Source organism: Stutzerimonas stutzeri (assembly GCF_024448985.1).
GTDB lineage: Bacteria > Pseudomonadota > Gammaproteobacteria > Pseudomonadales > Pseudomonadaceae > Stutzerimonas > Stutzerimonas stutzeri_AP.
The window spans coordinates 1-22699 of the sequence record NZ_JAMOII010000012.1 but is presented as its reverse complement, the minus strand read 5'-3'; the positions used below and the strand labels follow the sequence as shown (position 1 = coordinate 22699).

Annotated in this window: 20 protein-coding genes; 8 read left to right on the top strand and 12 right to left on the bottom strand. The window is 62.6% G+C overall.

What is annotated here, in order from left to right; translation table 11 throughout:
* Nucleotides 1–82: 82 nt before the first annotated feature.
* From NA647_RS13645 to NA647_RS13625, 5 genes are read right to left on the bottom strand one after another with little or no spacing between them, the layout of a single operon-like run.
* Nucleotides 83–298, bottom strand: a complete 216-nt coding sequence (locus NA647_RS13645; RefSeq protein ID WP_256058165.1) for a KTSC domain-containing protein — start codon at nt 296–298, stop codon at nt 83–85.
* Nucleotides 295–2100 carry an ABC transporter ATP-binding protein gene (locus NA647_RS13640; protein ID WP_256058164.1) on the bottom strand — a complete coding sequence of 602 codons (1806 nt, stop codon included), beginning with the start codon at nt 2098–2100 and terminating at the stop codon, nt 295–297. Before NA647_RS13640 ends, NA647_RS13645 begins: the two co-directional genes overlap by 4 nt.
* Nucleotides 2097–3251 (bottom strand): beta-glucosidase, encoded by a 1155-nt coding sequence (locus tag NA647_RS13635; RefSeq protein WP_256058163.1) that lies wholly within the window; start codon nt 3249–3251, stop codon nt 2097–2099. Before NA647_RS13635 ends, NA647_RS13640 begins: the two co-directional genes overlap by 4 nt.
* 13 nt (nt 3252–3264) lie before the next feature.
* Nucleotides 3265–4506 (bottom strand): UDP-galactopyranose mutase, encoded by a 1242-nt coding sequence (glf, locus tag NA647_RS13630; protein ID WP_256058162.1) that lies wholly within the window; start codon nt 4504–4506, stop codon nt 3265–3267.
* Entirely contained in the window at nt 4494–5678 is a 1185-nt protein-coding gene (locus NA647_RS13625) for a glycosyltransferase family 1 protein (protein ID WP_256058161.1), read from the bottom strand. The genes glf and NA647_RS13625 overlap by 13 nt, the downstream gene beginning before the upstream one ends.
* A gap of 587 nt (nt 5679–6265) precedes the next feature.
* Between NA647_RS13625 and galE the strand changes: the two genes are divergently transcribed.
* A complete protein-coding gene (galE, locus tag NA647_RS13620) occupies nt 6266–7330 on the top strand; it encodes a UDP-glucose 4-epimerase GalE (RefSeq protein ID WP_256058160.1) in 1065 nt (354 codons plus the stop codon).
* A 139-nt stretch (nt 7331–7469) separates the two neighbouring features.
* Here galE and NA647_RS13615 read toward each other — a convergent pair whose 3' ends face one another.
* On the bottom strand, nt 7470–8393 hold the full coding sequence (locus NA647_RS13615; protein ID WP_256058159.1) for a LysR family transcriptional regulator: 924 nt from the start codon (nt 8391–8393) through the stop codon (nt 7470–7472).
* A gap of 127 nt (nt 8394–8520) precedes the next feature.
* Here NA647_RS13615 and trpB point away from each other — a divergent pair, with 127 nt between their 5' ends.
* From trpB to NA647_RS13590, 5 genes are all read left to right on the top strand, one after another.
* Nucleotides 8521–9732: a tryptophan synthase subunit beta gene (gene trpB, locus NA647_RS13610; protein ID WP_256058158.1), complete on the top strand. Its 1212-nt coding sequence runs from the start codon at nt 8521–8523 to the stop codon at nt 9730–9732.
* Nucleotides 9729–10550 carry a tryptophan synthase subunit alpha gene (gene trpA / locus NA647_RS13605; protein WP_256058157.1) on the top strand — a complete coding sequence of 274 codons (822 nt, stop codon included), beginning with the start codon at nt 9729–9731 and terminating at the stop codon, nt 10548–10550. Before trpB ends, trpA begins: the two co-directional genes overlap by 4 nt.
* A 232-nt stretch (nt 10551–10782) precedes the next feature.
* Entirely contained in the window at nt 10783–11112 is a 330-nt protein-coding gene (locus tag NA647_RS13600) for a DHCW motif cupin fold protein (protein ID WP_256058156.1), read from the top strand.
* Between the two features lie 183 nt (nt 11113–11295).
* Nucleotides 11296–12138: a glutathione-dependent disulfide-bond oxidoreductase gene (yghU, locus tag NA647_RS13595; RefSeq protein ID WP_256058155.1), complete on the top strand. Its 843-nt coding sequence runs from the start codon at nt 11296–11298 to the stop codon at nt 12136–12138.
* Nucleotides 12139–12396: 258 nt separating this feature from the next.
* Nucleotides 12397–13236, top strand: a complete 840-nt coding sequence (locus NA647_RS13590; protein ID WP_256058154.1) for a hypothetical protein — start codon at nt 12397–12399, stop codon at nt 13234–13236.
* Nucleotides 13237–13517: 281 nt separating this feature from the next.
* Here the strand turns inward: NA647_RS13590 and NA647_RS13585 are convergent, their stop codons facing one another.
* The gene (locus NA647_RS13585) at nt 13518–14009 is read right to left on the bottom strand and encodes a DUF4126 family protein (RefSeq protein ID WP_256058153.1); all 492 of its coding nucleotides are present in this window, start codon (nt 14007–14009) and stop codon (nt 13518–13520) included.
* 323 nt (nt 14010–14332) lie between these two features.
* On the opposite strand from NA647_RS13585, the gene NA647_RS13580 reads away from it, so the two are divergent.
* Nucleotides 14333–16144 carry a bifunctional metallophosphatase/5'-nucleotidase gene (locus NA647_RS13580; RefSeq protein ID WP_256058152.1) on the top strand — a complete coding sequence of 604 codons (1812 nt, stop codon included), beginning with the start codon at nt 14333–14335 and terminating at the stop codon, nt 16142–16144.
* Nucleotides 16145–16249: 105 nt separating this feature from the next.
* On the opposite strand, the gene NA647_RS13575 is transcribed toward NA647_RS13580, so the two are convergent.
* Nucleotides 16250–17722, bottom strand: a complete 1473-nt coding sequence (locus NA647_RS13575) for a YdgA family protein (RefSeq protein ID WP_256058151.1) — start codon at nt 17720–17722, stop codon at nt 16250–16252.
* A 146-nt stretch (nt 17723–17868) separates the two neighbouring features.
* Complete coding sequence (locus tag NA647_RS13570) at nt 17869–18273, bottom strand: hypothetical protein (RefSeq protein ID WP_256058150.1); 405 nt, start codon at nt 18271–18273, stop codon at nt 17869–17871.
* A gap of 289 nt (nt 18274–18562) precedes the next feature.
* Here NA647_RS13570 and NA647_RS13565 point away from each other — a divergent pair, with 289 nt between their 5' ends.
* Entirely contained in the window at nt 18563–19087 is a 525-nt protein-coding gene (locus tag NA647_RS13565; RefSeq protein WP_256058149.1) for an REP-associated tyrosine transposase, read from the top strand.
* Nucleotides 19088–19286: 199 nt separating this feature from the next.
* Here NA647_RS13565 and NA647_RS13560 read toward each other — a convergent pair whose 3' ends face one another.
* The 3 genes from NA647_RS13560 to NA647_RS13550 all read right to left on the bottom strand — a co-directional run bounded on the left by NA647_RS13560 (nt 19287) and on the right by NA647_RS13550 (nt 22402).
* On the bottom strand, nt 19287–19916 hold the full coding sequence (locus NA647_RS13560; protein ID WP_256058148.1) for a Type 1 glutamine amidotransferase-like domain-containing protein: 630 nt from the start codon (nt 19914–19916) through the stop codon (nt 19287–19289).
* Between the two features lie 100 nt (nt 19917–20016).
* Nucleotides 20017–20541, bottom strand: coding sequence for an AAA family ATPase (locus NA647_RS13555; protein WP_256058146.1), 525 nt, complete (start codon nt 20539–20541; stop codon nt 20017–20019).
* Nucleotides 20542–20566: 25 nt separating this feature from the next.
* Entirely contained in the window at nt 20567–22402 is a 1836-nt protein-coding gene (locus NA647_RS13550; protein ID WP_256058145.1) for an ABC transporter ATP-binding protein, read from the bottom strand.
* Nucleotides 22403–22699 lie beyond the last annotated feature (297 nt).

Sequence of the window (22699 nt, the reverse complement as noted above, 5' to 3'; positions counted from 1 at the left end):
GTGGCGCTGGCCTCGTTGGTGGGCTGAAGCCCACCACATTGCTCGCGATCCGCATCCACGCGAAGCGGGCCAACCACGCAGATTATTCGAGGCGCCGGTAGCGGTAATGCTGTGGCTTGAACACCTGATTGAAGTAACGGCCCAGCGAATCCGCTTCGAGCAGCGCCTGCACCACCTCAGCCGGAACCTCCTCGTAGCGATAGACCGAGCCGTTGTGAAACTCCACCTCCAGCGCCTGCTCGTCGACGTCATAGCCCAGCGAACGCAGGCTGCGCGAGGACACCGCGACACGCTTCATACAGCCGGATCAGGTTGCTGCTTGAAGCCTTCGGCCTGCATTCGCCAAAGCGCATCGAATTCGCCACCCCGGACGCGCAAATCATGCGGGGGGCCGTCCTCGACGATGCGTCCTTCACGCAGCACGATGATCCGGTCGAAGCTCGACAGCGTAGACAGGCGATGCGCCACTGCCACCACGGTGCGGTTGTGCACCAGGTTGTTCAGCGCCGCCTGGATCTCGGCTTCGGATTGGGTATCGAGCGCCGAAGTGGCCTCATCGAGGATCAGAATCGGCGAATCCTTGAGGAAAGCGCGGGCGATGCCCAGGCGCTGACGCTGGCCGCCGGAAAGCATCACGCCCCGTTCGCCGACCAGCGTGTCGTAGCCCTGTGGCAACTCGCGGATGAAGGCGTCGCAGAAGGCGTTGCGCGCGGCGGCGATTACTTCTTCGTCGGTGGCGCCAGGTCGGCCATACCGGATGTTTTCCCGGATGCTGCGGTTGAACAGTGCAGTTTCCTGCGGCACCACAGCGATCTTCTCGCGCAGGCTGTCCTGGCTGACGCCACGGATGTCCTGACCGTCGATGAGGACGCGCCCGTCCTTCACGTCATCGAGGCGCTGGATGAGGTTGATCAGCGTCGACTTGCCAGCCCCCGAGGAGCCCACCACGCCGACTTTCTGCCCCGCTGGAATATGCAGGTCCAGGTGCTCGAACACCGCGCCGCGATCGGGATAGCTGAAGCTGATGTTTTCAAAGGTGATGTCGCCCTCGGCCAGCAACAGCTGGGCGTCGCTGTCTTCCAGGCCATGCGGCTGGACGATGATGCGTAGGGTGTCATCGATGGCGCCGATCTGCTGAGTAGCATCCACCAGCGCCAGCGCCAGATCGCGCGAGCCATGCAGGATACGAAAGGTCAGTGCACTGACCAGCACCACGTCACCCGCGGTTACTTCCCCACCGATCCACAGATTGATGGCCCAGATCAACATGCCGCCGGCCATCACCGACAAGCAGATGTCGTGCATCACCCGTGCTTTTTCCAGGTACATCCAGCTGCGGCGCTGGGCGCGGGCTTCATAACCTATCTCGTGAGCCAGGCGTTCGGCCTCACGATCACGCGCGGAGAACGCCTTGATGGTCCAGACGTTGGAGACCGCATCGACCAATTCACCGCCGACCCGCGCCGATTGCGCGGCAAACCGCTGATGCTTGGAGCGGCCACGAATGCCGAACCCAGTGATCAGTGCGGCGACGATGGCGACGAACAGGATCAGCGCCACCGCCATGCGCACATCGACGGTGAGCAGCACCACCACCGCGCCGATGAAATCGACGATCGGCGGGACGATTTTCCAGGCCAGTCCGCCATAGATCGCGCCCGCAGCCTGGCCGACCGCGGAGATCCGATTACCCAGCGACCCGGCGAAATGCTCGGTGAAATAGCGCATCGGATGGCCGGTCAGGTGCTTGAACAGGTCGACGCGGATGTCCACCACGCTGGCCACCACCGTGCGACAACCGAGCCAGCCGCCGAGACGCCAGAACACGTTCTCGACAACGATCAGGCTGATGAAAAGCCCCAACGGAAGCCAGACGTTGGCGGCGCCTCGATCCGAGCCGCCCTGCGCCATGGCGTCGACCAGCAATTTCATGCCGTACTGCACCGCCACCGCACAACTGGCGGCGCCTATGATCAGCGCCAGTAAGCCGCTGAAATGCCACGGTCGACCACAAATGTAATGCCAGAGAAAGGCCACCGGCCGGCTTGGAAGCGGCGCCTCCTGAGGCTTCGCTTTGGGCGGCTGGGCCGGTACGTTCATGGCAATGCTTCGGCGAGTGGCAGCGAGGCGTTGAACTGGCTGAACCTCAGTTGCTGCAGGCGCAGCTCATCGGCCAGGCCTTCATGCACACAGCGGTTGCCGTTTTCATCGGGGAAGCCCAGCAACCCGACCGGGCAAAGGCGGTCGTCGGTCCAGCCGGGGTAATCGAGTACCGGATACAGGCAAATGCCTTCGACCGGAACACCGCGCTGCATCGCCAGCCCCGCCTGCTCGCTGACGTAGCGCAGCCAGTCGCCGCGTAAGTCGCCCTCGGCACCGGTTTCGGCAATCAGCAGCGGACGTTTGTAACGCTGCCATATTTCGCTGAGGATGCCTTTGAAGGGCCGATAGTCAGGACTGTCGCGCTCGATGGTGCGGCCATCGCCGTGATACCACTGGTTGTTGGAGTAGTAATTGACGCCCAGCACGTCGAGGTATTCCGGCGCACCGCCGAGGCCCGGCCAGATTTCTCCACACAGCATGTCCCAGGCTTCGAACTGCGATTGGCGAAAACGCTCGGCCTCACGCTGCGGGCCGGGGCGGTCGTTGGCCGCCGCTACGTGAATGGCCGGGTCGACCTGGACGAAACGTGCCCGTGGTTCGACGTCGCGTATTGCCTGCATCGCGGCGATGGTGGCGCGTACCAGCTGATGCTTGAGCTCGAAGCCGCGACCGCGCGCCATCGGATTGAAATAGGCTTCGTCGCCGCCGGCCCAGGCCCAGAACGAAATCTCGTTGAGCGGCGCGTAGAAGGGCACCGTGTCGGTTTCATCCTTGACCAGCTGCGCCGCCGCCGCCGCGTAACGGGCGAAGCGCTCGACGAACTGCGGGCGCCAGATGTCGATGTCGTCAGGCCAGCCGTAGTGGCACAGATCCCAGATCACCTGGGTGCCGTGCCGCTGTGCGGCCTGCAGCATCGGCAGGAAGCTCGACCAGTCATATTGGCCAGGCGCGCCTTCGATCAGGTGCCAGCGCAGCCCGTCACGTACGCTGCGTAAACCGTGGCGCTGGAGTACGCCATAGTCATGCGCGGCCCAGCGGTCATGGCCGGTCGCCGCCAGCAGATCGAGACGCCGCCCATCGCTACGGCGGTGGTTCGAGCATTCGAAGCCGCCCATAAAAAAACTCTTGAACAACGTGGGCTGATACATCGTGCGCCTCGTCTCAGGGTGCTTGTTCGGCCAACGACTGGCTGTGTTCCACGCTCTCGCCGGCCTCCGGTCCGCGCTCGGCCTCCTCGATGCGCTTGTACAGCGCCAGCGCCTGGCCCACGACCTGATCCATGTTGTAGTACTTGTAGGTGCCAAGGCGGCCGACGAAGGTGACGCCAGGGGTTTCGTCGGCGAGCTTCTGGTAGCGCTTGTACAGCTCGGCATTTTCCGGCCGTGGGATCGGGTAGTAGGGATCGCCTTCGGCCGATGGGTATTCGTAGGTGATGCTGGTTTTCGGATGAACCTGACCGGTGAGGTGCTTGTACTCGCTGATGCGCGTATAGGGCACGTCCTCATTCGGATAGTTGACCGTGCCGACCGCCTGGAATTGCTCCTGATCCAGCTGCTTGTGCTCGAACTTCAGCGAGCGGTACGGCAATTTGCCGAAGCGGTAGTCGAAGTATTCATCGATGGGGCCGCAGAAGATCAGGTGGTCGTGCTGTACCTCATCGCGAATCTCGCGGTAGCCGGTGTTGATCATCACCTTGATATTTGGATGCGCGAGCATCTTTTCGAACATCTTGGTGTAGCCGTACTTGGGCATCTGCTGGAAGGTATCGGTGAAATAGCGGTCGTCGGTATTAGTGCGCGTAGGAATGCGCGAGGTTACCGATTTATCCAGCTGCGACGGGTCCAGGCCCCACTGCTTGCGGGTATAGCCGCGGAAGAACTTCTGATACAGCTCGCTGCCGATGCCGTTGATGACCACATCTTCACTGGTTTGAATGTCTTCGACCGGCTCGGCGCGGCTGGCGAGAAAATCCGCCGCCTCCTGCTCAGTGGTCATGTTCAGGCCGTAGAGCTTGTTCAGCGTGGTCATGTTGATCGGGATCGGCACTTCCTGCCCGTCCACCTGCGCCAGCACGCGGTGCTCATAGGGACGCCACTCGGTGAACTGCGAGAGGTAATCGACAATGCGCTGGGCGTTGGTGTGGAAGATATGTGGGCCGTAGCGGTGAATCAGAACGCCGGCTTCGTCGTAATGATCATAGGCATTCCCACCGATGTGCGGACGGCGGTCGACCACTAGCACGCGCTTGTTCAGCCCGGCGGCCAGCCGCTCGGCCAGCACGCTGCCAGCAAAGCCGGCCCCGACGATGAGGTAGTCGAAGCCGCGCCGACGGCTGGAAGAATGATCGCTGGCGCCACCGCCTGCGTGTTCGGGATTGCTGTCTCGCAGGCTTAGATCGCGCATTGCATCTTCTCCTTCATCAGGGCCGAGGTGTGATCCCAGGACATGTCACCGAGGATCTCGTCGGCGGTTCTCAACAGGCGGTCACGGTCCTGGCTATCGACGAGCGCTCTCTCCACCGCGGCGATGAAGGCGTCGGGGCTGTCGGCGATATGGACAATCTCGGTGTCACCGTAGGTGCGCACCACGTCCCTGATCGGCGTGGACACCACCGGGCAACCGCCGGCCAGGTATTCGGGGGTTTTGGTCGGGCTGATGAAGCGTGTCGATTCATTCATCGCGAAGGGCATGATCGCCACGTCCCAGCCGGACAGATACCGGGGCAACTCGTCATAGGTCTTGCCGCCGAGGTAGTGAATGTTTTCGCGCTGTGGCAGCTCCGCCGGGTCGATTTTGACCACCGGCCCGATAAGCACGAACTGCCAGTCAGGGCGCTTCTCGGCGACTTCGCCCACCAGTTGGATATCGAAGCGTTCGTCGATCACCCCATAGAAGCCCAGCCGCGGGTGCGGGATTTCCGCCTGATCGTCGGGATCGGCCTGGGTCCGGCGGGCCTCGGCGAAATGCGCAACGTCGACACTGCTGGGAAAGGCGTGGGCATTGTCGTGCAGCTCGCGCTTGGCTTCCCAAATGCTGTAGCCGCCAGTGAATACCACGTCGGCACGCTGAAGCAGCTCACGCTCGCGCTCCACCAGCTCGGGCGGCGCGCCGCGAAAGGCGGAGAGTTCGTCCATGCAGTCATAGACGGTGAGCTTGGGCTTCAGATGGCCAGCGTACCCGAGCGCCATCGGCGTGTAGTACCAGAGCATCAGATCGTTGACGCCGAGCTTGTCCAGGTAACCATCGAGCAGGTCGCGCTGGACGCGCAAAGCCGTCTCGCCGCCGCAGCCCTGAGGAAGGCGTGGAATCAGCACCTGCACGCCGTTCTCTTCCGGGCGGACCTCCAGCCAGGGCTGGGCATCCTCGGTCGGAATGGGCTCTTCGAAAAAAAGCACGTTGAAGTCCCGCGCGAATCGCGACATCAAGTGCTGCGGACGCTGATAGACGAAGCTCCAGCGAAGATGCGAGAGACACAGCAGCGTCGGCACCTGCTCATCGAAAACGACTTCGGGCGGCGTCTCCTGCTTCTCGGGGGATTTTCCAATCTCGTATTGATAAGGGCCGGCCCAGCTCATGAACACCTCTCGGATCGCGAAATCTTCAGAGTCCGTTCTGCTGCATCGCATTGGCCCGCGCTGCCTGCGCAAACACTGAAAAAGTCGGGACTCGCTGCCTATGACGCTCATGGCGTACCAAGCGCAGCCCGCGGGCTATGGACGACGCCGGACGAGCCAAGGTTCCCTTCGCCGGGTTGCTGTACAGGAGAGCGCTCAGTAATGCCGTGTCGAAGGCGGCTGCTGAACGCCCGTCCGCTGCCTCTGGTCCGCGCCTTTCGAGCATTCACTTACGGCGCTCGCGCATCGGCTCACCTGTGACTACAGCCCTGAGGATCGCTGCGCCTTAACCAAACTCTTTTCAATCACGTGCTACCACAGCAAAGCGGTCGGTCATCGGCTGGCGGTCGTCTCGTTGGAACTTGGCCGCAACTCTCCCGTCCCTATCTCAGGACGCATGATTTACCCCGGCACCGGCGCAGCGTGCTCTCGCAGTAGCACCGCCCGGTTCGCCGAACCCAACCCTGGAGATCCATGCAGCGACCGCGCTCATACGGCCAGCCGCAGTCTCCGTGCGCGTCGAAAGAATTCTCACGCGAGGTGGAAACATGATTCTGGTAACGGGAGGAGCTGGTTACATCGGGTCCCATGCAGTGCTGGAGCTGCTCCTGGCGGGCCATGAGGTGCTGGTGCTGGACAATTTATGCAACAGCTCCAAGGTAGCGCTGGACCGAGTCGAGGCGTTGTCCGGTCGCAAGGTGCAGTTCGTTAAAGGCGACGTACGCAACCGGTCGCTGCTCAACGCGTTGTTCGCCTCCTATCCGGTGACCGCCGTGCTGCATTTCGCCGGTCTCAAGGCGGTGGGTGAAAGCGTGCGCGAACCCCTGCGCTATTACGAGACCAACGTCAGCGGCAGCATCGCGCTGTGCCAGGCGATGGCCGAAGCCGGCATTTTCAGGCTGGTGTTCAGCTCTTCGGCAACCGTCTACGGCGACTCGCCGCGGATGCCGATCACCGAGAATTGCCCGACCGGCGTTCCGACCAATCCTTACGGCCAGTCCAAGTTGATGGCCGAGAACGTGCTCAAGGGGCTGGCCGAGTCCGACCCACGCTGGTCGATCGCCCTTTTGCGCTACTTCAACCCCATCGGCGCGCACGAGTCCGGCCTGATCGGCGAAGACCCCAACGGCATTCCCAACAATCTGTTGCCTTACATGCTTCAGGTGGCGGTCGGTCGGCGCAAGCAGCTCAGCATCTATGGTGCCGACTACCCGACCCCGGACGGCACCGGCGTGCGCGACTACATCCACGTCGTCGACCTGGCCAAGGGGCATCTCAAGGCACTGGAGCGGCTGGATCTGGTTCGCGGCGTATCGGTCTGGAATCTCGGTACCGGCCGTGGCTACTCGGTGCGCCAGATGGTCACCGCATTCGAGGAAGTCATCGGCCGTCCATTGCCGCACGTATTCAAGGCACGCCGCCCTGGCGACATCGCGCAATGCTGGTCGGACCCGACCAAGGCGAGGGAAGAGCTGGGCTGGCAGGCGGAAAAGGATCTGCTGACGATGCTCACCGATGCCTGGCGCTGGCAGAGCCGTAATCCGCAGGGCTACGCGACGGAAGTCCCAGCCGAGAAGGTCGCAGCGACCACCGAAACCGCATTGGCGAGTTAGACCTTGTAGGGTGGGCCGAGCGGCGCTCCGCTTTAGCCCACCAACACACGACGACCTTACAACGGTGGGCTAAAGCCCACCCTACCTTCTATCTCGGCCGTCGGGTTCGTCGACCAAATTTCGGTGAGCTGAAGCCTGCCTACCGAGTCATGCCAGGGTTACTTTGCACCGATTCAATTCCGGCCTGCTCGTTGCGCAGCCATTCGGCCAACCGCTCAGCCCGCCGATTCAATCGCCGCGCCGGCACCCATAGCGCCAGCTTGGCGCGGGTCTCTACGAAACCCCAGGGCGCCAGCAAGCGCCCTTTGCGCACATCGTCAATGACCAGCTGTTGCGGAGCGATAGCCACACCCAGCCCAGCCAGCGCCGCTTCCAATAGAAAGTATAGGTGTTCGAAGCCCTGCCCCATCTTCAGACGGGCCGGGTCGATACCGTTGCCCTGCGCCCAAGCCGGCCACGCCTGCGGCCTGGAGGTGGGGTATAGCAACGCTTCGTCGAGTAGCACCGAGACCGGCGCCTGGCGCAGCTTGGCGCAATTCGGATGATGCGGACTGAGCACGGGGCCGATGCATTCGGCAGCCAGCTCGAACACCTGCATGTCCGCCGGCCACGGCGGCTCGGCATACCACAGGGTGGCATCCAGACCAGGCTTGCGCGGGTCCAGCTCACCTTCGCTGGCGGATAACTGCAAATGCAGATCCGGCAGCTCACGGTTAAGCCGATCGAGTCGGGGAATGAACCAGCGCGCCAGCAGGCTCCCCGGACAGCCAAGCACGAAAGGCGCGTCTACGGTTTGTTGGCGAAGCTCCTGGCAGGTACCGCGCAGCCGCTCAAAGGCCTCCCCCGCCACATCCCGCAAGCGAATGCCTGCATCGGTGAGTTTTACGCCGCGCCCTTCTTTGCTGAACAGGGCCAGGCCAAGGTCGTCTTCAAGCAACCGAATTTGCCGGCTGACCGCACCGTGGGTCACGCTGAGCTCAACTGCTGCCTGGCTTACGCTCTGCAGGCGCGCTGCCGCTTCGAACGCACGCAGCGCGTTAAGGGGAGGAAGGCCTTGACTCATCGGTGAGATTTCCTGACAGATTGAGGCGATCTTATCGCTTTTTATCGATGACCAACTCGGTTAATTTCTCCCCATCGCGCATCCCTGCTTCGCCGGTGGATGCCGCCGTTCCCTTTAGGAGATGACCATGACCTCATTGCGCAGCGGCCCTGACGCCAAGGGCCTGTTCGGCCACTTCGGCGGTCAGTACGTCGCCGAAACCTTGATGCCGCTCATTCATGAGCTGGCTGCCGAATATGAAAGAGCCAAGCAAGATCCGGAGTTCGCCAAAGAGCTGGCCTACTTCCAGCGCGACTACGTCGGGCGCCCCTCCCCGCTCTACTTCGCTGAGCGCCTGACCGAGCATTGCGGCGGTGCGAAAATTTACCTCAAACGCGAGGAGCTCAATCACACCGGCGCGCACAAGATTAACAACTGCATCGGCCAGATCCTGCTGGCCAAGCGCATGGGCAAGCAGCGGATCATCGCCGAGACCGGCGCCGGCATGCACGGTGTGGCCACTGCCACCGTGGCCGCACGCTTCGGCATGCAGTGCGTGATCTACATGGGCACCACCGACATCGACCGTCAGCAGGCCAACGTCTTCCGCATGAAGCTGCTCGGTGCCGAAGTGATCCCGGTCACCGCCGGCACTGGCACCTTGAAAGACGCCATGAACGAAGCCCTGCGCGATTGGGTGACCAACGTTGACACCACCTTCTACCTGATCGGCACCGTCGCCGGCCCGCACCCCTACCCGGCCATGGTCCGCGACTTCCAGGCCGTGATCGGAAAGGAGACCCGCGATCAGCTGCAAGCCCAGGAAGGCCGGCTGCCCGATTCGCTGGTCGCCTGCATCGGTGGCGGCTCCAACGCCATGGGCTTGTTTCACCCCTTCCTCGATGACCAGAGCGTGGCGATTATCGGCGTCGAAGCGGCCGGCCACGGTATCGAGACCGGCCAGCACGCGGCGAGCCTCAACGGCGGCGTTCCCGGCGTCCTGCACGGCAACCGCACCTTCCTGCTGCAGAACGAAGATGGCCAGATTATCGATGCCCACTCCATCTCAGCCGGCCTCGACTATCCCGGCATTGGCCCTGAGCATGCATGGCTGCACGACATCGGCCGTGTCGAGTACACCTCGATCACCGACAAGGAAGCACTCGACGCCTTCCACAGATGCTGCCGCCTGGAAGGCATCATTCCGGCACTGGAGAGCGCCCACGCGCTGGCCGAAGTCTTCAAACGCGCACCTACGCTGCCGAAGGATCACCTGATGGTGGTCAACCTATCTGGCCGCGGTGACAAGGACATGCAAACCGTTATGCATCACTACGACGAACAGGAAGAACATATATGAGCTCGGTGAACTCCCGCCTGCAGACGCGCTTCGCCCAGCTGAAACAGGAAAACCGCGCCGCGCTGGTGACCTTCGTGACTGCCGGCGACCCGGACTACGCCACCTCGCTGGAAATCCTCAAAGGCCTGCCCGCCGCCGGCGCCGACGTGATCGAGCTGGGCATGCCTTTCACCGACCCGATGGCCGACGGCCCTGCGATCCAGCTGGCCAACATCCGCGCGCTGGCTGCCAAGCAGGACCTGGCGAAAACCCTGCAAATGGTCCGCGAGTTCCGTCAGGGCAATCAAGACACGCCGCTGGTGTTGATGGGCTACTTCAACCCGATCCACAAGATGGGCGTTGAGCGCTTCCTGGCCGAAGCGGTGGAGGCCGGTGTGGATGGTCTGATCGTCGTCGACCTGCCGCCGGAACATAACGAAGACCTCTGCGACCCAGCCCAGGCCGCGGGCATCGATTTCATTCGCCTGACTACCCCGACCACCGACGACAAGCGCTTGCCCACCGTACTCAACGGCAGCTCGGGCTTCGTCTATTACGTCTCGGTGGCGGGCGTGACTGGTGCCGGTTCAGCGACCCTGGAACACGTCGAAGAAGCCGTCACCCGCCTCAAGCGCCACACCGACTTGCCCCTGTGCATCGGCTTCGGCATCCGCACGCCAGAGCAGGCCGCCGCCATTGCGCGTCTGGCCGATGGCGTGGTCGTCGGCTCCGCACTGATCGACAAAATCGCCAAAGCCGAAAGCGGCCAGAAGGCGGTCGAAGGTGTACTGGGTTTGTGCCGTGAACTGAGCGAGGGCGTTCGCAGCGCCCGCGCCTGACCGGCCACCGGACCGAAAAGGGCCGCTGCCACGGTAACCCAGCCGCGGCTTCTTTCGTTCCGAGGCACCTCAGGTGCGTAGCCAAATCCAAACATTACTGCCGCTCGAACAGTCCCCTCTCCCCGCTGGGGAGAGGGCTAGGGTGAGGGGACGGGGCTGCGCACGGCTATGCGCCAAACCTCATTCCAAAGCGGTAACCCCGAACCCACTGCCCTTGCCATCAAGGACCGCCATGGACATCAAGGACATCCCCTTCGGCATTACCGACTGGGCCACGCTCGAACCCACCGAGCATGCCGGCGAAACCGGCAGCGCCTACTGGAGCACCCGCCAATTCGGCCCGATTCGTGTTCGTATGGTCGAATACACACCCGGCTATCTCGCGGATCATTGGTGCCACAAAGGCCACATCCTGCTGTGCCTGGAAGGCGAACTGCACACCGAACTCCCCGACGGCCGCCGTTTCACCCTGACACCGGGCATGAGCTACCAAGTTGCGGATGACGCGGAGCCGCATCGGTCGTTTACCGAAGTGGGCGCTCGGTTGTTTGTGGTGGATTGACGACCGACCGGTCTGCCCCCCCGCCTCTTTCTTACTAGGCGGATAGTCCGCTCCGTAGAGTAGCCGCCTGACCCTGAACAGATCATCGACTGTCGATGACCAATATCGATCAGCTTAATTTCGGCAGCGCCGTGCGTGCGCTTAGCATGACCTGCACATCCAGTAGCCACTCGAGGACATCCCATGCCTGATACCCCTTACGTACCGCCCAAGGTCTGGACGCACGACGCGCCGTCGGGCGGCAAGTTCGCCAGTATCAACGCCCCTACCGCTGGCGCGCGGGAAGAGAAGCCTTTGCCGGTCGGCAAGCATCCCCTGCAGCTTTACTCGCTGGCAACGCCCAACGGCGTGAAGGTCAGCATCATGCTTGAAGAGCTGCTCGCCCTCGGCCACAGCGGTGCCGAGTACGACGCCTGGCTGATCAAGATCGGTGACGGCGACCAGTTCGGCAGCGGCTTCGTCGGGATCAACCCAAACTCCAAGATCCCTGCATTGGCCGACCACAGCGTCGAGGGTGAACCGCTGCGCGTGTTTGAGTCCGGATCGATCCTGGTCTACCTGGCTGAAAAATTCGCCGCTTTCCTGCCCACAGAGACCCGCGCACGTACCGAAACCCTGAACTGGCTGTTCTGGCAGATGGGTTCGGCGCCCTTCCTTGGCGGCGGCTTCGGGCATTTCTATGCCTATGCGCCGGAGAAATACGAATACCCGATCAACCGCTACGCCATGGAGGTCAAGCGCCAGCTCGACGTGCTGGACCGCCAGCTGGCCGAGAACCGCTTCGTCGCCGGTGATGAGTACGGCATTGCCGACATGGCGATCTGGCCGTGGTACGGCGTTTTGGTTCAGGGTGAGCTGTACGAGGCGGGCGAGTTTCTCTCTGTGCAGGAATACAAGCACGTGCAACGCTGGGCCGCGGAAGTCGCGCAACGCCCCGCCGTGATCCGTGGACGCAAGGTCAATCGCACCTGGGGTGACGAGTCCGAGCAGGCTCCGGAACGTCACGACGCGTCCGACCTCGACTGACCCAGGCATGGGCTGAGGGGTCGCCACCTCAGCCCAGCCCGCCCATGCGCCCTTCTCTCCCGCTGCCAATGCCGTCGCGCCCTGACCGCTGATCCCTCCGTGCTGAACTATAGCCGTACGGCTAGACCCAATATTCATGAGCGTTGCAACCGATGACTCAGCCGTTGTCATGGGTGCTCGCACCCAGGCGTGCCGTAGGGCGCTTGATAAGCGCAACGCTCGGCATACCCAGTTGTTCAACACAACGCGAGGTGATTCATGAAACACACATTGGTAGCAGCGTTCGCAACGCTGACCGACGCCACCCGGACCCAGGGTGACCTGATGTCTCGGGGCATTGCCCAAGAGCAGATCCATTCCGTGGGCGCCGAAACGGCGCAGATCCATGCCTACGATGAGCCTTACTCCACCACCGATAGCACCGTTGACCGTGAGCATCACGAGTCGAAGGTCGCCCATTTCTTCAAGTCGCTATTCGGCCATGAGCCGCACGACGATCACCGCCGCCACGCCACGGCCTACCCGGAAGCGGTGCGCCGAGGCTCGTTGGTGATCGCAGTCGACGTGTACGACGAGGATCAATTGATCAAAGCGCGCGATGCACTGGAATACAACGGTGCCATCAGCATCGACGGGGACGGAGCCGGTGCCAGCGGTACGAGCGCCACGACGGGCTACGCTGGGCCTACCAGCCCCTACGCCGGTGCGACCGGCGGCGACAGCCATCTGGACAAGCACTTCGCGGGGACACGAACCACTGCGACCTCGACCACGACCTCCGCTGATGCGCGGCATGCCGGCAGTGGTCATCTCGATACCGGGACTCCGATGGGCGGCGCCGTAGGTACCAGCCACACCACCCATACCGCAGCGACCGACCATGCCGACAGCAGCATTGCCGATACCAGCCAGTATGATTTCGGCAGTGCTGCTAAACGTGCCGGGACTGACTATCCGGAAACCACCGCCACCGCATCGCCGACTGGTGGCGGCCTGGCTGGTGAAACCGTCGCCACCCACGATGCGATGCAGGACACGGCCTCCAGCCAGGCGGGGACCTGCAGTGACCGCGTTTGTGTGATTCGCCGACCAAGCTGATCAACCAGCGGCAGCACACGGGCCGCACAAAGCGGCCCGTGAGCAAACCGGCTGAGTAAACTGCCGATCACGCCTTAAAAACAGAACGTGAAACTCAAGGGCCCGGCATCCGGCTGGTATCGCTTCGCCCAGTGATATCTGCAAGCGAACACCCTGAACAATCGTGCGGGCGAACTTGCCACTGTGCACCCTGCTTTGATCATCGCAGCCGGCCTATTCCATAAGCTGGAGACGGCGTCGCTCTATTCACCGCAGCCGTCCGTAATCTCAGCCTTTCGCCTTCACCGTTCGCCTAACGCTCGCTTTATTCCAGCGCTCCCCATCGCGAATGCCACGGCATCTTCGGTCAGCCCCAGCGCGGCATTGTCCAGCGCGTTGCTCTGGTAGGGCTTGCGTAACTTCAGCCCAATTTCGGATGCGATCAGTGCCGCCGTCGCGCCGATGAGCGCTGGCAGCCAAACCGGCTCACGCCTTGCGCTGGCTAACGCCGCCGCAGTCACGCCACCCGATACCGCACGAAACATCATCGAAGGGACAATGGTCCGGTCCGGCGCAAAAGGCATCTTGTCGCCCAATAATTCGGCAGCAGCCATTGGCATCAGAAACTGCTGGGCCCGGTGCGAGGCCAATGTCCGCGCCGGCTCGTCCGCTTCATCCACGTCGTCACGCGCGGCAAGCGCACGGCTGACCATCGCGGGTGCCAACATGCTGCGCATGCCGGTCACCGCGCCGAGCGCCAGGGCGCCCCAAAACAGATCGCTGGATATCGTCATCGTTATCTCCCGGTGGTTAGTAATACCGACCGGGCGCCCGCTGTGAGCGTTCGGTGCCAGGCGCGACCCGCGACGGATGACATCAAGACGCGCCTGTCTAGATCAGTTCTTCGCTGCGACCAAGATCTGCGCGCCAGCGCCCATCGCAGCGGCAAGGGGTGGCTGGACGGTGTTCCACATCAACCATAACCACGCCCTGAAACCCAAAACTTCAGCTGAAGTCGTCCGTACGTCGCCTCGCGCCAAAACGCCAACAAGCGGTCATCAACCTGCCACCTGCGCTTCCTAATTTCGGTCGAACCCCCCGCCCCGAGGATTCGCAAATGCGTACGCGCATACTGGATTGGTTGTTAGCCGCTACCCTGGCCGGCATCGCTGCCCCGGCGATCGCACAAGTACAAATCGAGCACGGCTCCATCGAGCAGGATTATCGTGACGAGCAGCTGGAGGGCCTGAAGGCTCGCCAGCAGGCTGCCGAGCGCCGCAGCTGGCGAGATCCGGCCTGGCGCCCCGAGCCGGTGGTGTCGCTCAACCTGCTCAGCATCAACGACTTTCACGGCCAGCTCTCCCCGCGAACGGTCGCCGGTCGACCGGCAGGTGGCGCAGCCGTGCTGGCGGCGTACCTGAAGGCGGCGAGCAACGACAACACGCTCATCGTTCACGACGGCGATCAGGTGGGCGCCTCGCCGCCGAATTCGGCCTTGCTGGAAGACGAACCCTCCATCAGCTTCTTCAACCTGCTGGCCAACCCGCATTGCCGGCCCTTCAGCCGGCAAATGCAGATGCCTCGCAGCGTGCAGCCTTTCGCTCAACAGCGCTGCAATCTGATCGGCACTCTCGGTAACCATGAGTTCGACGATGGCCGCGCCGAACTGCTGCGCCTGCACACGGGCGGCACTCATCGCAACGGCCCATTCCTCGAAGAATCATGGCAAGGCGCACGCTTTCCCATGGTTTCGAGCAACGTGATCGACCAATCCACCGGCGAGTCCCTGTTGCCGCCCTATTCCATCTATTACCGCGACGGCGTGAGGATCGGCATCATCGGCGCAGTGCTGAAGGAAACGCCATCCATCGTCTCGCCTAGCGGCGTTGCCGGCCTGCGCTTCATCGACGAAGCGGATGCCATCAACCAGTCCGTGGCCGAACTGCGTCGCCACGGCGTGCGCGCCATCGTCGTCGCCTTGCACCAGGGCGGCCAGCAGACCAGCTATGACGGCCCGACCAACCCTGAAGCCGACACGGTAACCGGCCCGGTAGTCGACATCATCAAACGCCTGGACGACGAGGTGGACGTGGTTCTCTCCGGCCACGCTCACGGGTTTACCAACGCCCTGGTACCCAACGCCAACGGCAAGCCGATTCTCGTGACCCAGGCGTTTTCGGCCGGCACCGCCTATGCCGATATCGAGCTGGTGGTCAGCCGCCGCAGCCGGGACATCGTCGAGAAGTCAGCCGTCGTGCGCACTACCTGGGCCGACCAAGGCACCGGGTTATCACCAGACCCGGAAGTCGCGGCGCTGGTGGCGCAGGCCGATGCACGCGTCAAACCGCTGGTCGAGCGCGTGGTAGGCCTGGCTCAGGGCGACATCACCCGCACCGAGACGCCGGCCGGCGAATCCGCCCTGGGCAATCTGATTGCCGACGCCCAGCGCGTGGCCACCGAAGCGCAGATAAGCTTCATGAACCCGGGCGGTATTCGAGCGGACCTGGCCAGTGGGGAAGTCAGCTGGGGCGCGCTGTTTGCCATCCAGCCGTTCGCCAACGATCTCGTCTCCATGGACCTGACCGGTATACAGCTCAAGACCATGCTCGAACAGCAGTGGATCGGCCAGAGCTACCCTCGTCTGCTCAAGCCTTCCGGCATTCAGTACAGTTGGTCGGCCAGCCGCCCCGTAGGCAACCGTGTGATCGAGATGCGTGATGCGACCGGTGTGCTGATCAACCCAGCGGCAACTTACCGCGTCACGGTCAACTCCTTCCTAGCCGGCGGCGGCGACAACTTCGCCGTGCTCACCGAAGGCACCAACCGCGTCGTTGGACCGGTGGATCTGGATGCGCTGGTGGATTACATCGAGACGCTGCCGCAACCTTTCAGCGGCAACGTGGAAGGGCGCATCATGCGGGTTGATTGAGCAGCTTCAGGCGGACCGGGCAGCAGCGGATTCACGTCCTTGCGCCCGGCAGCTGAATGAAAAAGGCGACCCGAAGGTCGCATTTTTTACGTGCTGGCCCGGTACTTACTGCCCGAGAAGGCCCGCGCCCTGTGCCGAGCCAAACGCAAAGCCGATGAATTCCTGCACGCTCATCTCGCGGCCGTTCAACGTGACCTTGTCATTGGTGTAGTGCAGGGAGCTGGCCAGGCGATCGCCTTGTAACTGGAACCATCCTGCGTTGAGTGCAATGCCGCTGAACAGATCGGTGGCGGCATCGGTTTCCTGCTGCAGCGCAACCGGATCCGTCTCATCGCCCTGATGTCGCACGATCAGACCGGCAACGTCCCGCACCAGGCCTTTGTCGATACCGGCGTCGGCCTTGAGCGAAGCGAGCGCGCTGGTGATCATCGCGAAGGGATCAACGGCGCCTTCGCCCGGCCCTTGCAGATCGAGCACGACGGACAGACGGGCGACACCGTTAGCGGTCTCGAAACCGAACTCGTCGAGCGCCAGGGTGGGCTTGTGCTTGAGCAGCTGCATCGCCTGAGCTTGCAGTTCGCTCTGCTGGGCGTCGCTCATGTTGGCAAGGGCGTCCTCCTGGCTGGGGCCGCTTTCGAGAATAGCCTTGTAGCTCTCGACCAGGGCCTTGAGGCTTGCGTCTTCGAGGTGGCGCAGGCTGAACGCCAGGGCGACGTTGCTGAAGGTTTGATCTCTGGCTTCCACCTGACCGATGCGGTAGGCAACGGTCTGGTCGAGGCCACGGGTGCCGCGGCCCAGCATTTCATCGATGGAGGCTTTCTGGATCACCACGGCGGGGGCCTCACCGACCTGAATGTCCATGCGCTCGACGGTAACGGCTGATGGGCCAAGGGCGAAGCCGTTGGCATCCTCCTGTTTGTCGGCGGACATGCTGATGCCACGAATGCTCATCCGTACCGGCTTGCTGGCAGTGCCGGTCAGGTTGAGATCGACGTCCTTCAGTTCGCCGTCCATACGAAACGCGGTGGCGTCCTTTGCCGCTTCGAAGGTGACGGTGCCGGGCGAGACACGAAGCGTGCCCTCTTCGTCCGCGACGTTGAAGGCAGCCGAGCGCAGCTCGCCGTGCTGGCGGCCGTCGTAGCCAATGGTCACATCGCCTACTAGCGGCATTTCACCCGAGGCAGCTTCGAACAGCTTTTCGGTCAGCGGCGTCCGCTCGAGCTTGACGTGGCTCTGGGCGGCGACGGGCATCAAGCGGCCTCGCGCCAGACGCGAGACCGGAAACGGGCCATGCTCGAGGTGATCCTGTAACAGCAGCGAATACTGCTGCGTGTTGCCCTCGTCATCGGGCACCTCGATGTCGATCTGGTAGCGGGCGTCACTGGACAGCAGCCCGCGTTCGAAGCTGAGCAGCTTCAGGTTGGCGCCGGCACCCCCGCCGATGCTCATCTCGCGCAGCTTGATATTGGCCTGGTCGACGGCATTGCGCGCGGTCGATTCGACCTGGGTGCTGGTGTAAACAGTGGCGGCACCGATGAGGGCCAGGGGTACGGCAACGGCGAGTACGAGCTTTTTCATGGAAAGCATCCTGTGCGGCGGCTGGGCAGACGTCCCGTCAGCCGGTGATTGGCAAGCGGCGGCACTCTAACAGCGTGCCCGCACGGGCTCCAGCGCGCCATGCAACAGGATGGGCAGCGTGAGAACGTCGCAACAAATCACGGCCGTCACCATTGGTACAGCCCGTAGGCCACCACCCCCAGACCAAACCCCATCTGCGCCAGGAGCAGCGCCCGAATGGCGAAGGTATAACTGATGATCCAGCTTTGCCCCAGCGCATCGTGAGCAAACAACCGGTGGCTGGCCGGAAACTCGGTCTCCATCTCTTTGAGCGCCGTAATGGTCAGCTGCAAAAGCTGACGACTGCGGGCATCGACCAGCCAGAACACCAGAGCCAGCAAGACGGTGAAGGCGCCCAGCAGCACCAGCAGGCCCGGCGAGAAGCCCCGCTCCAGCGCTGCCAGCACCCCACCATCGGCAAAAATTGCCAGCACCACGAAGAAGTTGAACCCCCGCAGGCGTTGCTCGGCATTGAGCTTGAAGTGGGCCCACACGAACTCTCGACTGTCCACGCGCTCACCTTTATCGAAACGCCATCCCACCCGCATCAAACAGTTCGATTTCAGGTGTTTCGCTGGCTACTCATATGAGAGCGTTGGCGACCGCGATAAATCCCGGCTCAGCTACCAACCGGTGGGCTAAAGCCCACCCTACAAGCTGATCCGCTCCGTTACGTAAAGCTGTTGCCGTAAACCGGCCGTAGGGTGGGCTTCAGCCCACCGTTGCCCGGCAAGCATCTCCAATCAATCGACAGAAGCGCAACGGCATCGACATACATCTCGTGAAGGCAAGGAGGCCTCCATGTCCAACTACCGCCGCAGTCTGGTGCCTGGCGGCACGTGGTTTTTCACCGTGACCCTGGCTGACCGCGAATCTCGCTTGCTGGTTGAGCAGGTCGCACTGCTCAGAGATGCCTATGGTCTGACCCACTACGCCCGTCCTTTCCAAACCCTCGCAATCTGCATCCTCCCCCATCATCTGCACGCTATCTGGACACTCCCCAAGGACAACGCCGACTTCGCCGGCCGCTGGAGCCTGCTCAAGAGCGCATTCTCTCGACAACGTCCAGCAATGCCTCGCAACGCGAGCCAGATCCGCAAGCGAGAGAAAGGCATCTGGCAGCGGCGCTATTGGGAGCATCAGATTCGGGACGAAACGGATTTACAGCGGCATGTTGATTACATCCACTACAACCCGGTCAAGCATGGGCTGGTAGAAAAGGTCGCGGACTGGCCCTATTCGAGCTTCAACCGGTACGTGGAGAAAGGCCTGTTAACACAGAACTGGGCGGGTAACGCCGAGCTCAGCGGCTCGTTCGGTGAGTAGGTATCAGCCAACCCTTTGCATCCTTGGAACACCACCCCTACAGCAGCTGAACCTCGATCAGGATTGCCCTGAACACATCACGGCTGCAGCGTCGACTAGCCAGCAAACCAAGCCCGGCACGACAAAGAAATCGCCCCGCTGGCGCGCCCGATTGAACCGGGGATACGAACCCGGACACAAAGGTTCGTCGCCCTGGCCTTTACTCAGCGGGATCTGCGCGAGTCTGGATATCGACGTTATTGCCCAGTATGACGATCGCCTGGTCATTGCTGAACGGGCGAAGGTCCAGCGTATCGTTGTACTCGACCAAGACCTGCTCAACCGCCTCTTTGAATGGCGCGTTTCCGTAATGAGGCAGCGGGTAGAAATCCACCAGTGCGAGCGACGCAAACGAGTCGAGATCAGGCGCCGCGCTGGGGTCATCCAGCCTCTGCAGGTAGTCGATGCTGGGCGCGAGCACAGCGGAGCCGGCGGACTCGCCGATGTAGCACTTACCTGCCCTAACCTGCTCGGCGATCAGTTTGTCGGCACCGGTGCGCTTCAATTCTTGCAGCAGAAAGAAGGTGTTGCCGCCGGCCACATAGATGTAGTCATTGCGTTCGAGCTTGTCGGCAATGTCTTGCTGGCTGGCCGTCGACACTTCGAGCTCATCAATCGCAAGGCCCGCTTCAACGAGCGCATCCTTAGCGGCGATTAGGTACGCATTCACCTCTTCAGCAAGGCTTGCCGTGGGAATCAACGTGACCGTCTTGCCCCGACACTGGCCTTGGGTGAAGGTGACGAACAGGTCCGCGACGTCGGCGAATGAAGAAGTCAGAAAGATGTTCATGTCAGATCTCTGTTATCGGGCTTCAAGCGGGCCGAGCTGAACGTCCGCGCAGACAGTCGACAGAGGACAGCCGCCTACCCTGTGAGTGCCACCCAGCGAATCAACGACCCAGCAGCGCCTGCACCTGAGAGATAGCCTTCGCCTCGCGGCTGGGCCAGTCACCGACGATCTCCACGAATGGCTGCTGGTGCCGCTGGAGCCAGCCGCGACAGGCCTCATGAAAGCGCCAACGCTCGGCGGCCTCCGGTTGGCAGCGCTGGCCGTCGGCATGCCACTCGGCGCCATCGGGCGACAGCAGCAAGTGCAGGTCGTAATGGCGGGCGAGCAGCTCATCTTCCAGCCACGCCGGGCAGCTGCCGAACAGTGTCTGGCTCCAGATCATGTTGCTCAGCAGGTGTGTATCGAGCATCAGCAGTTCAGGCGCCCTGCCCCGCGCAGCGTCTTCCCAGCCCAGTTGGCCGCGAGCAATAGCGGGGATGTCGTTCAGGCAGGTGTCGCGCTGTTCACGCTCGATGAAGTGGCGGACGTATTCACCCACCACCACACCCCCCAAGCGCTGCTGCAACCGCGCCGCGAGCCAGCTTTTGCCGGTGGATTCGGCTCCCGTGAGCACCACGACTTTCATTGCAGATTCATCCTTGTGCTCATCTTCAATCAACACCCACGAAGCCACCCGTCTGATGCTGCCACAGGCGGGCATAGAGGCCGCCGCGCTCGACCAGCTCGGCGTGGGTACCGGTCTCGATCACCCGGCCCTCATCGATCACCACCAGCCGATCCATGCGCGCGATGGTCGAGAGCCGGTGGGCGATGGCGATGACCGTTTTGCCTTCCATCAGGGTATCGAGGCTTTCCTGTATGGCCGACTCGACCTCTGAATCCAGGGCCGAAGTGGCTTCGTCGAGCACCAGAATGGGCGCGTCCTTGAGCAACACGCGGGCGATGGCGATGCGCTGGCGCTGGCCTCCGGAGAGCTTGACGCCCCGCTCGCCCACCTTGGCCTCGAAGCCTAGGCCGCCCTGGCTGTCGTCCAGCGTGGCGATAAAGGCATCCGCGCGAGCCTTGCGAGCCGCCGCCCAGAGCTGCTCATCGCTGGCATCAGGCCTGCCGTAGCGCAGGTTGTCGCGGATCGACCGGTGCAACAGCGATGTGTCCTGCGTGACCATGCCGATGTTGGCGCGCAGGCTTTCCTGGTTGACCTCAGCGATGTCCTGCTCGTCGATCAGGATGCGCCCGCTTTCCAGGTCATAGAGGCGCAGCAGCAAGTTGACCAATGTGGACTTGCCGGCGCCAGACGGCCCCACCAGGCCGATTTTCTCGCCGGGACGGATATCGATGCTCAACCCGCTGATCACACCGCCCGTCTTGCCGTAGTGGAAATGCACGTCCTCGAAACGCACGCCGCCCTGCTCCACCTCCAGCGGCTTGGCATCCTCGCGGTCAACGACGTGACGTGGCTGGACGATGGTCTGCATGCCGTCCTGTACGGTGCCGACGTTCTCGAAGATGCCGTTGACCACCCACATGATCCACTCGGCCATGTTGTTGATGCGGATCACCAGGCCCAACGCCAGCGCGATAGCGCCGGTGGTGATCAGCGCCTCGCTCCACAGCCACAGCGCCAGGGCGCCGGTGCCGACGATGAGCAGGCCGTTCATGCAGGTGATCAGCGAGTCCAGGCTGGTGATGATGCGCGACTGCAGGCGGAACTTGCCGAGCAGCTCCTGCATGGCTTCGCGGGCGTAGCTTTCCTCTTCCTTGGAATGCGCGAACAGCTTGAGCGTGGCGACATTGCTGTAGCCGTCCACCACACGGCCCATGACCTTCGAACGCGCAGCAGAAGCGGCCGCCGAGCGGGCGCGTATGCGCGGGACGAAATACCAGAGCGCTGCGCTGTAACCGATAATCCACAGCACCAGAGGCACGATCAGGCGCAGATCGGCGGCGGCGAACAGATACAGCGCGCTGCCGGCGTAGACCACCACATGCCACAGCGCGTCGATCACCTGCATGGCCGAATCGCGCAGCGATGGTCCGGTCTGCATGACACGCTGGGCGATGCGTCCGGCGAAATCGTTCTGGAAGAAATTCAGGCTCTGCTTGAGGACGTAGCGGTGGTTCTGCCAGCGAACCAGATTGGTCAGCCCCGGATTGATCGCCTGATGGGTCAGCAGGTTGTGCAGCCCGAACACCAGGGGCCGGATGATCAACGCCACCGCCGCCATCCACAGCAATTCGTTGCGGTGCTCGGCGAAAAACGTCCGCGCGTCTTCGGTCGTCTGGGCCATGTCGATCAACTGACCCAGAAAGCTGAACAGCGCCACCTCGATCAATGCTGCGAAGAAGCCGACCACCAGCACAGCGAGCATCAGCGGCCAGACCTGCCTCAGGTAATGGGCGTAGAAGCGCAGCATGCCGGCCGGCGGCGCGACGTCGGGGCTGGGTTTGAAGACATCGATCAGATTTTCGAAACGACTGAACAGCATGGGGAACGGTCTGCTCTGGCGGGTGGGCGGCGGTTTTGCTTGTTGTTGTCGGCTGCAGGTGCCGATCGTTGACAACGGCGTCCGGGGTCAGTCTGAAATAGGGTCGAAGCGCTCTGAACCGCGGGTTTGCTGTCGCAGCCTAGCAGTATGCAGGAGCCTGGTAGTCCCTCGACCGATGGGCTGTAGCGCATCCGTGGCGCCTGTAGGGTGGGCTTCAGCCCACCCTTGTATCTCGACTACCACGCTATTTGGGGTGATAGTTCCCGACTGATCATCGGGGGAAGGTCGGGAAGGCGT

Coding starts and splice junctions, on each gene's coding strand:
- NA647_RS13645 (WP_256058165.1), bottom strand. CDS start 298: ATGAAGCGTGTCGCGGTGTCCTCGCGCAGCCTGCGTTCGCTGGGCTAT.
- NA647_RS13640 (WP_256058164.1), bottom strand. CDS start 2,100: ATGAACGTACCGGCCCAGCCGCCCAAAGCGAAGCCTCAGGAGGCGCCG.
- NA647_RS13635 (WP_256058163.1), bottom strand. CDS start 3,251: ATGTATCAGCCCACGTTGTTCAAGAGTTTTTTTATGGGCGGCTTCGAA.
- glf (WP_256058162.1), bottom strand. CDS start 4,506: ATGCGCGATCTAAGCCTGCGAGACAGCAATCCCGAACACGCAGGCGGT.
- NA647_RS13625 (WP_256058161.1), bottom strand. CDS start 5,678: ATGAGCTGGGCCGGCCCTTATCAATACGAGATTGGAAAATCCCCCGAG.
- galE (WP_256058160.1), top strand. CDS start 6,266: ATGATTCTGGTAACGGGAGGAGCTGGTTACATCGGGTCCCATGCAGTG.
- NA647_RS13615 (WP_256058159.1), bottom strand. CDS start 8,393: ATGAGTCAAGGCCTTCCTCCCCTTAACGCGCTGCGTGCGTTCGAAGCG.
- trpB (WP_256058158.1), top strand. CDS start 8,521: ATGACCTCATTGCGCAGCGGCCCTGACGCCAAGGGCCTGTTCGGCCAC.
- trpA (WP_256058157.1), top strand. CDS start 9,729: ATGAGCTCGGTGAACTCCCGCCTGCAGACGCGCTTCGCCCAGCTGAAA.
- NA647_RS13600 (WP_256058156.1), top strand. CDS start 10,783: ATGGACATCAAGGACATCCCCTTCGGCATTACCGACTGGGCCACGCTC.
- yghU (WP_256058155.1), top strand. CDS start 11,296: ATGCCTGATACCCCTTACGTACCGCCCAAGGTCTGGACGCACGACGCG.
- NA647_RS13590 (WP_256058154.1), top strand. CDS start 12,397: ATGAAACACACATTGGTAGCAGCGTTCGCAACGCTGACCGACGCCACC.
- NA647_RS13585 (WP_256058153.1), bottom strand. CDS start 14,009: ATGACGATATCCAGCGATCTGTTTTGGGGCGCCCTGGCGCTCGGCGCG.
- NA647_RS13580 (WP_256058152.1), top strand. CDS start 14,333: ATGCGTACGCGCATACTGGATTGGTTGTTAGCCGCTACCCTGGCCGGC.
- NA647_RS13575 (WP_256058151.1), bottom strand. CDS start 17,722: ATGAAAAAGCTCGTACTCGCCGTTGCCGTACCCCTGGCCCTCATCGGT.
- NA647_RS13565 (WP_256058149.1), top strand. CDS start 18,563: ATGTCCAACTACCGCCGCAGTCTGGTGCCTGGCGGCACGTGGTTTTTC.
- NA647_RS13560 (WP_256058148.1), bottom strand. CDS start 19,916: ATGAACATCTTTCTGACTTCTTCATTCGCCGACGTCGCGGACCTGTTC.
- NA647_RS13555 (WP_256058146.1), bottom strand. CDS start 20,541: ATGAAAGTCGTGGTGCTCACGGGAGCCGAATCCACCGGCAAAAGCTGG.
- NA647_RS13550 (WP_256058145.1), bottom strand. CDS start 22,402: ATGCTGTTCAGTCGTTTCGAAAATCTGATCGATGTCTTCAAACCCAGC.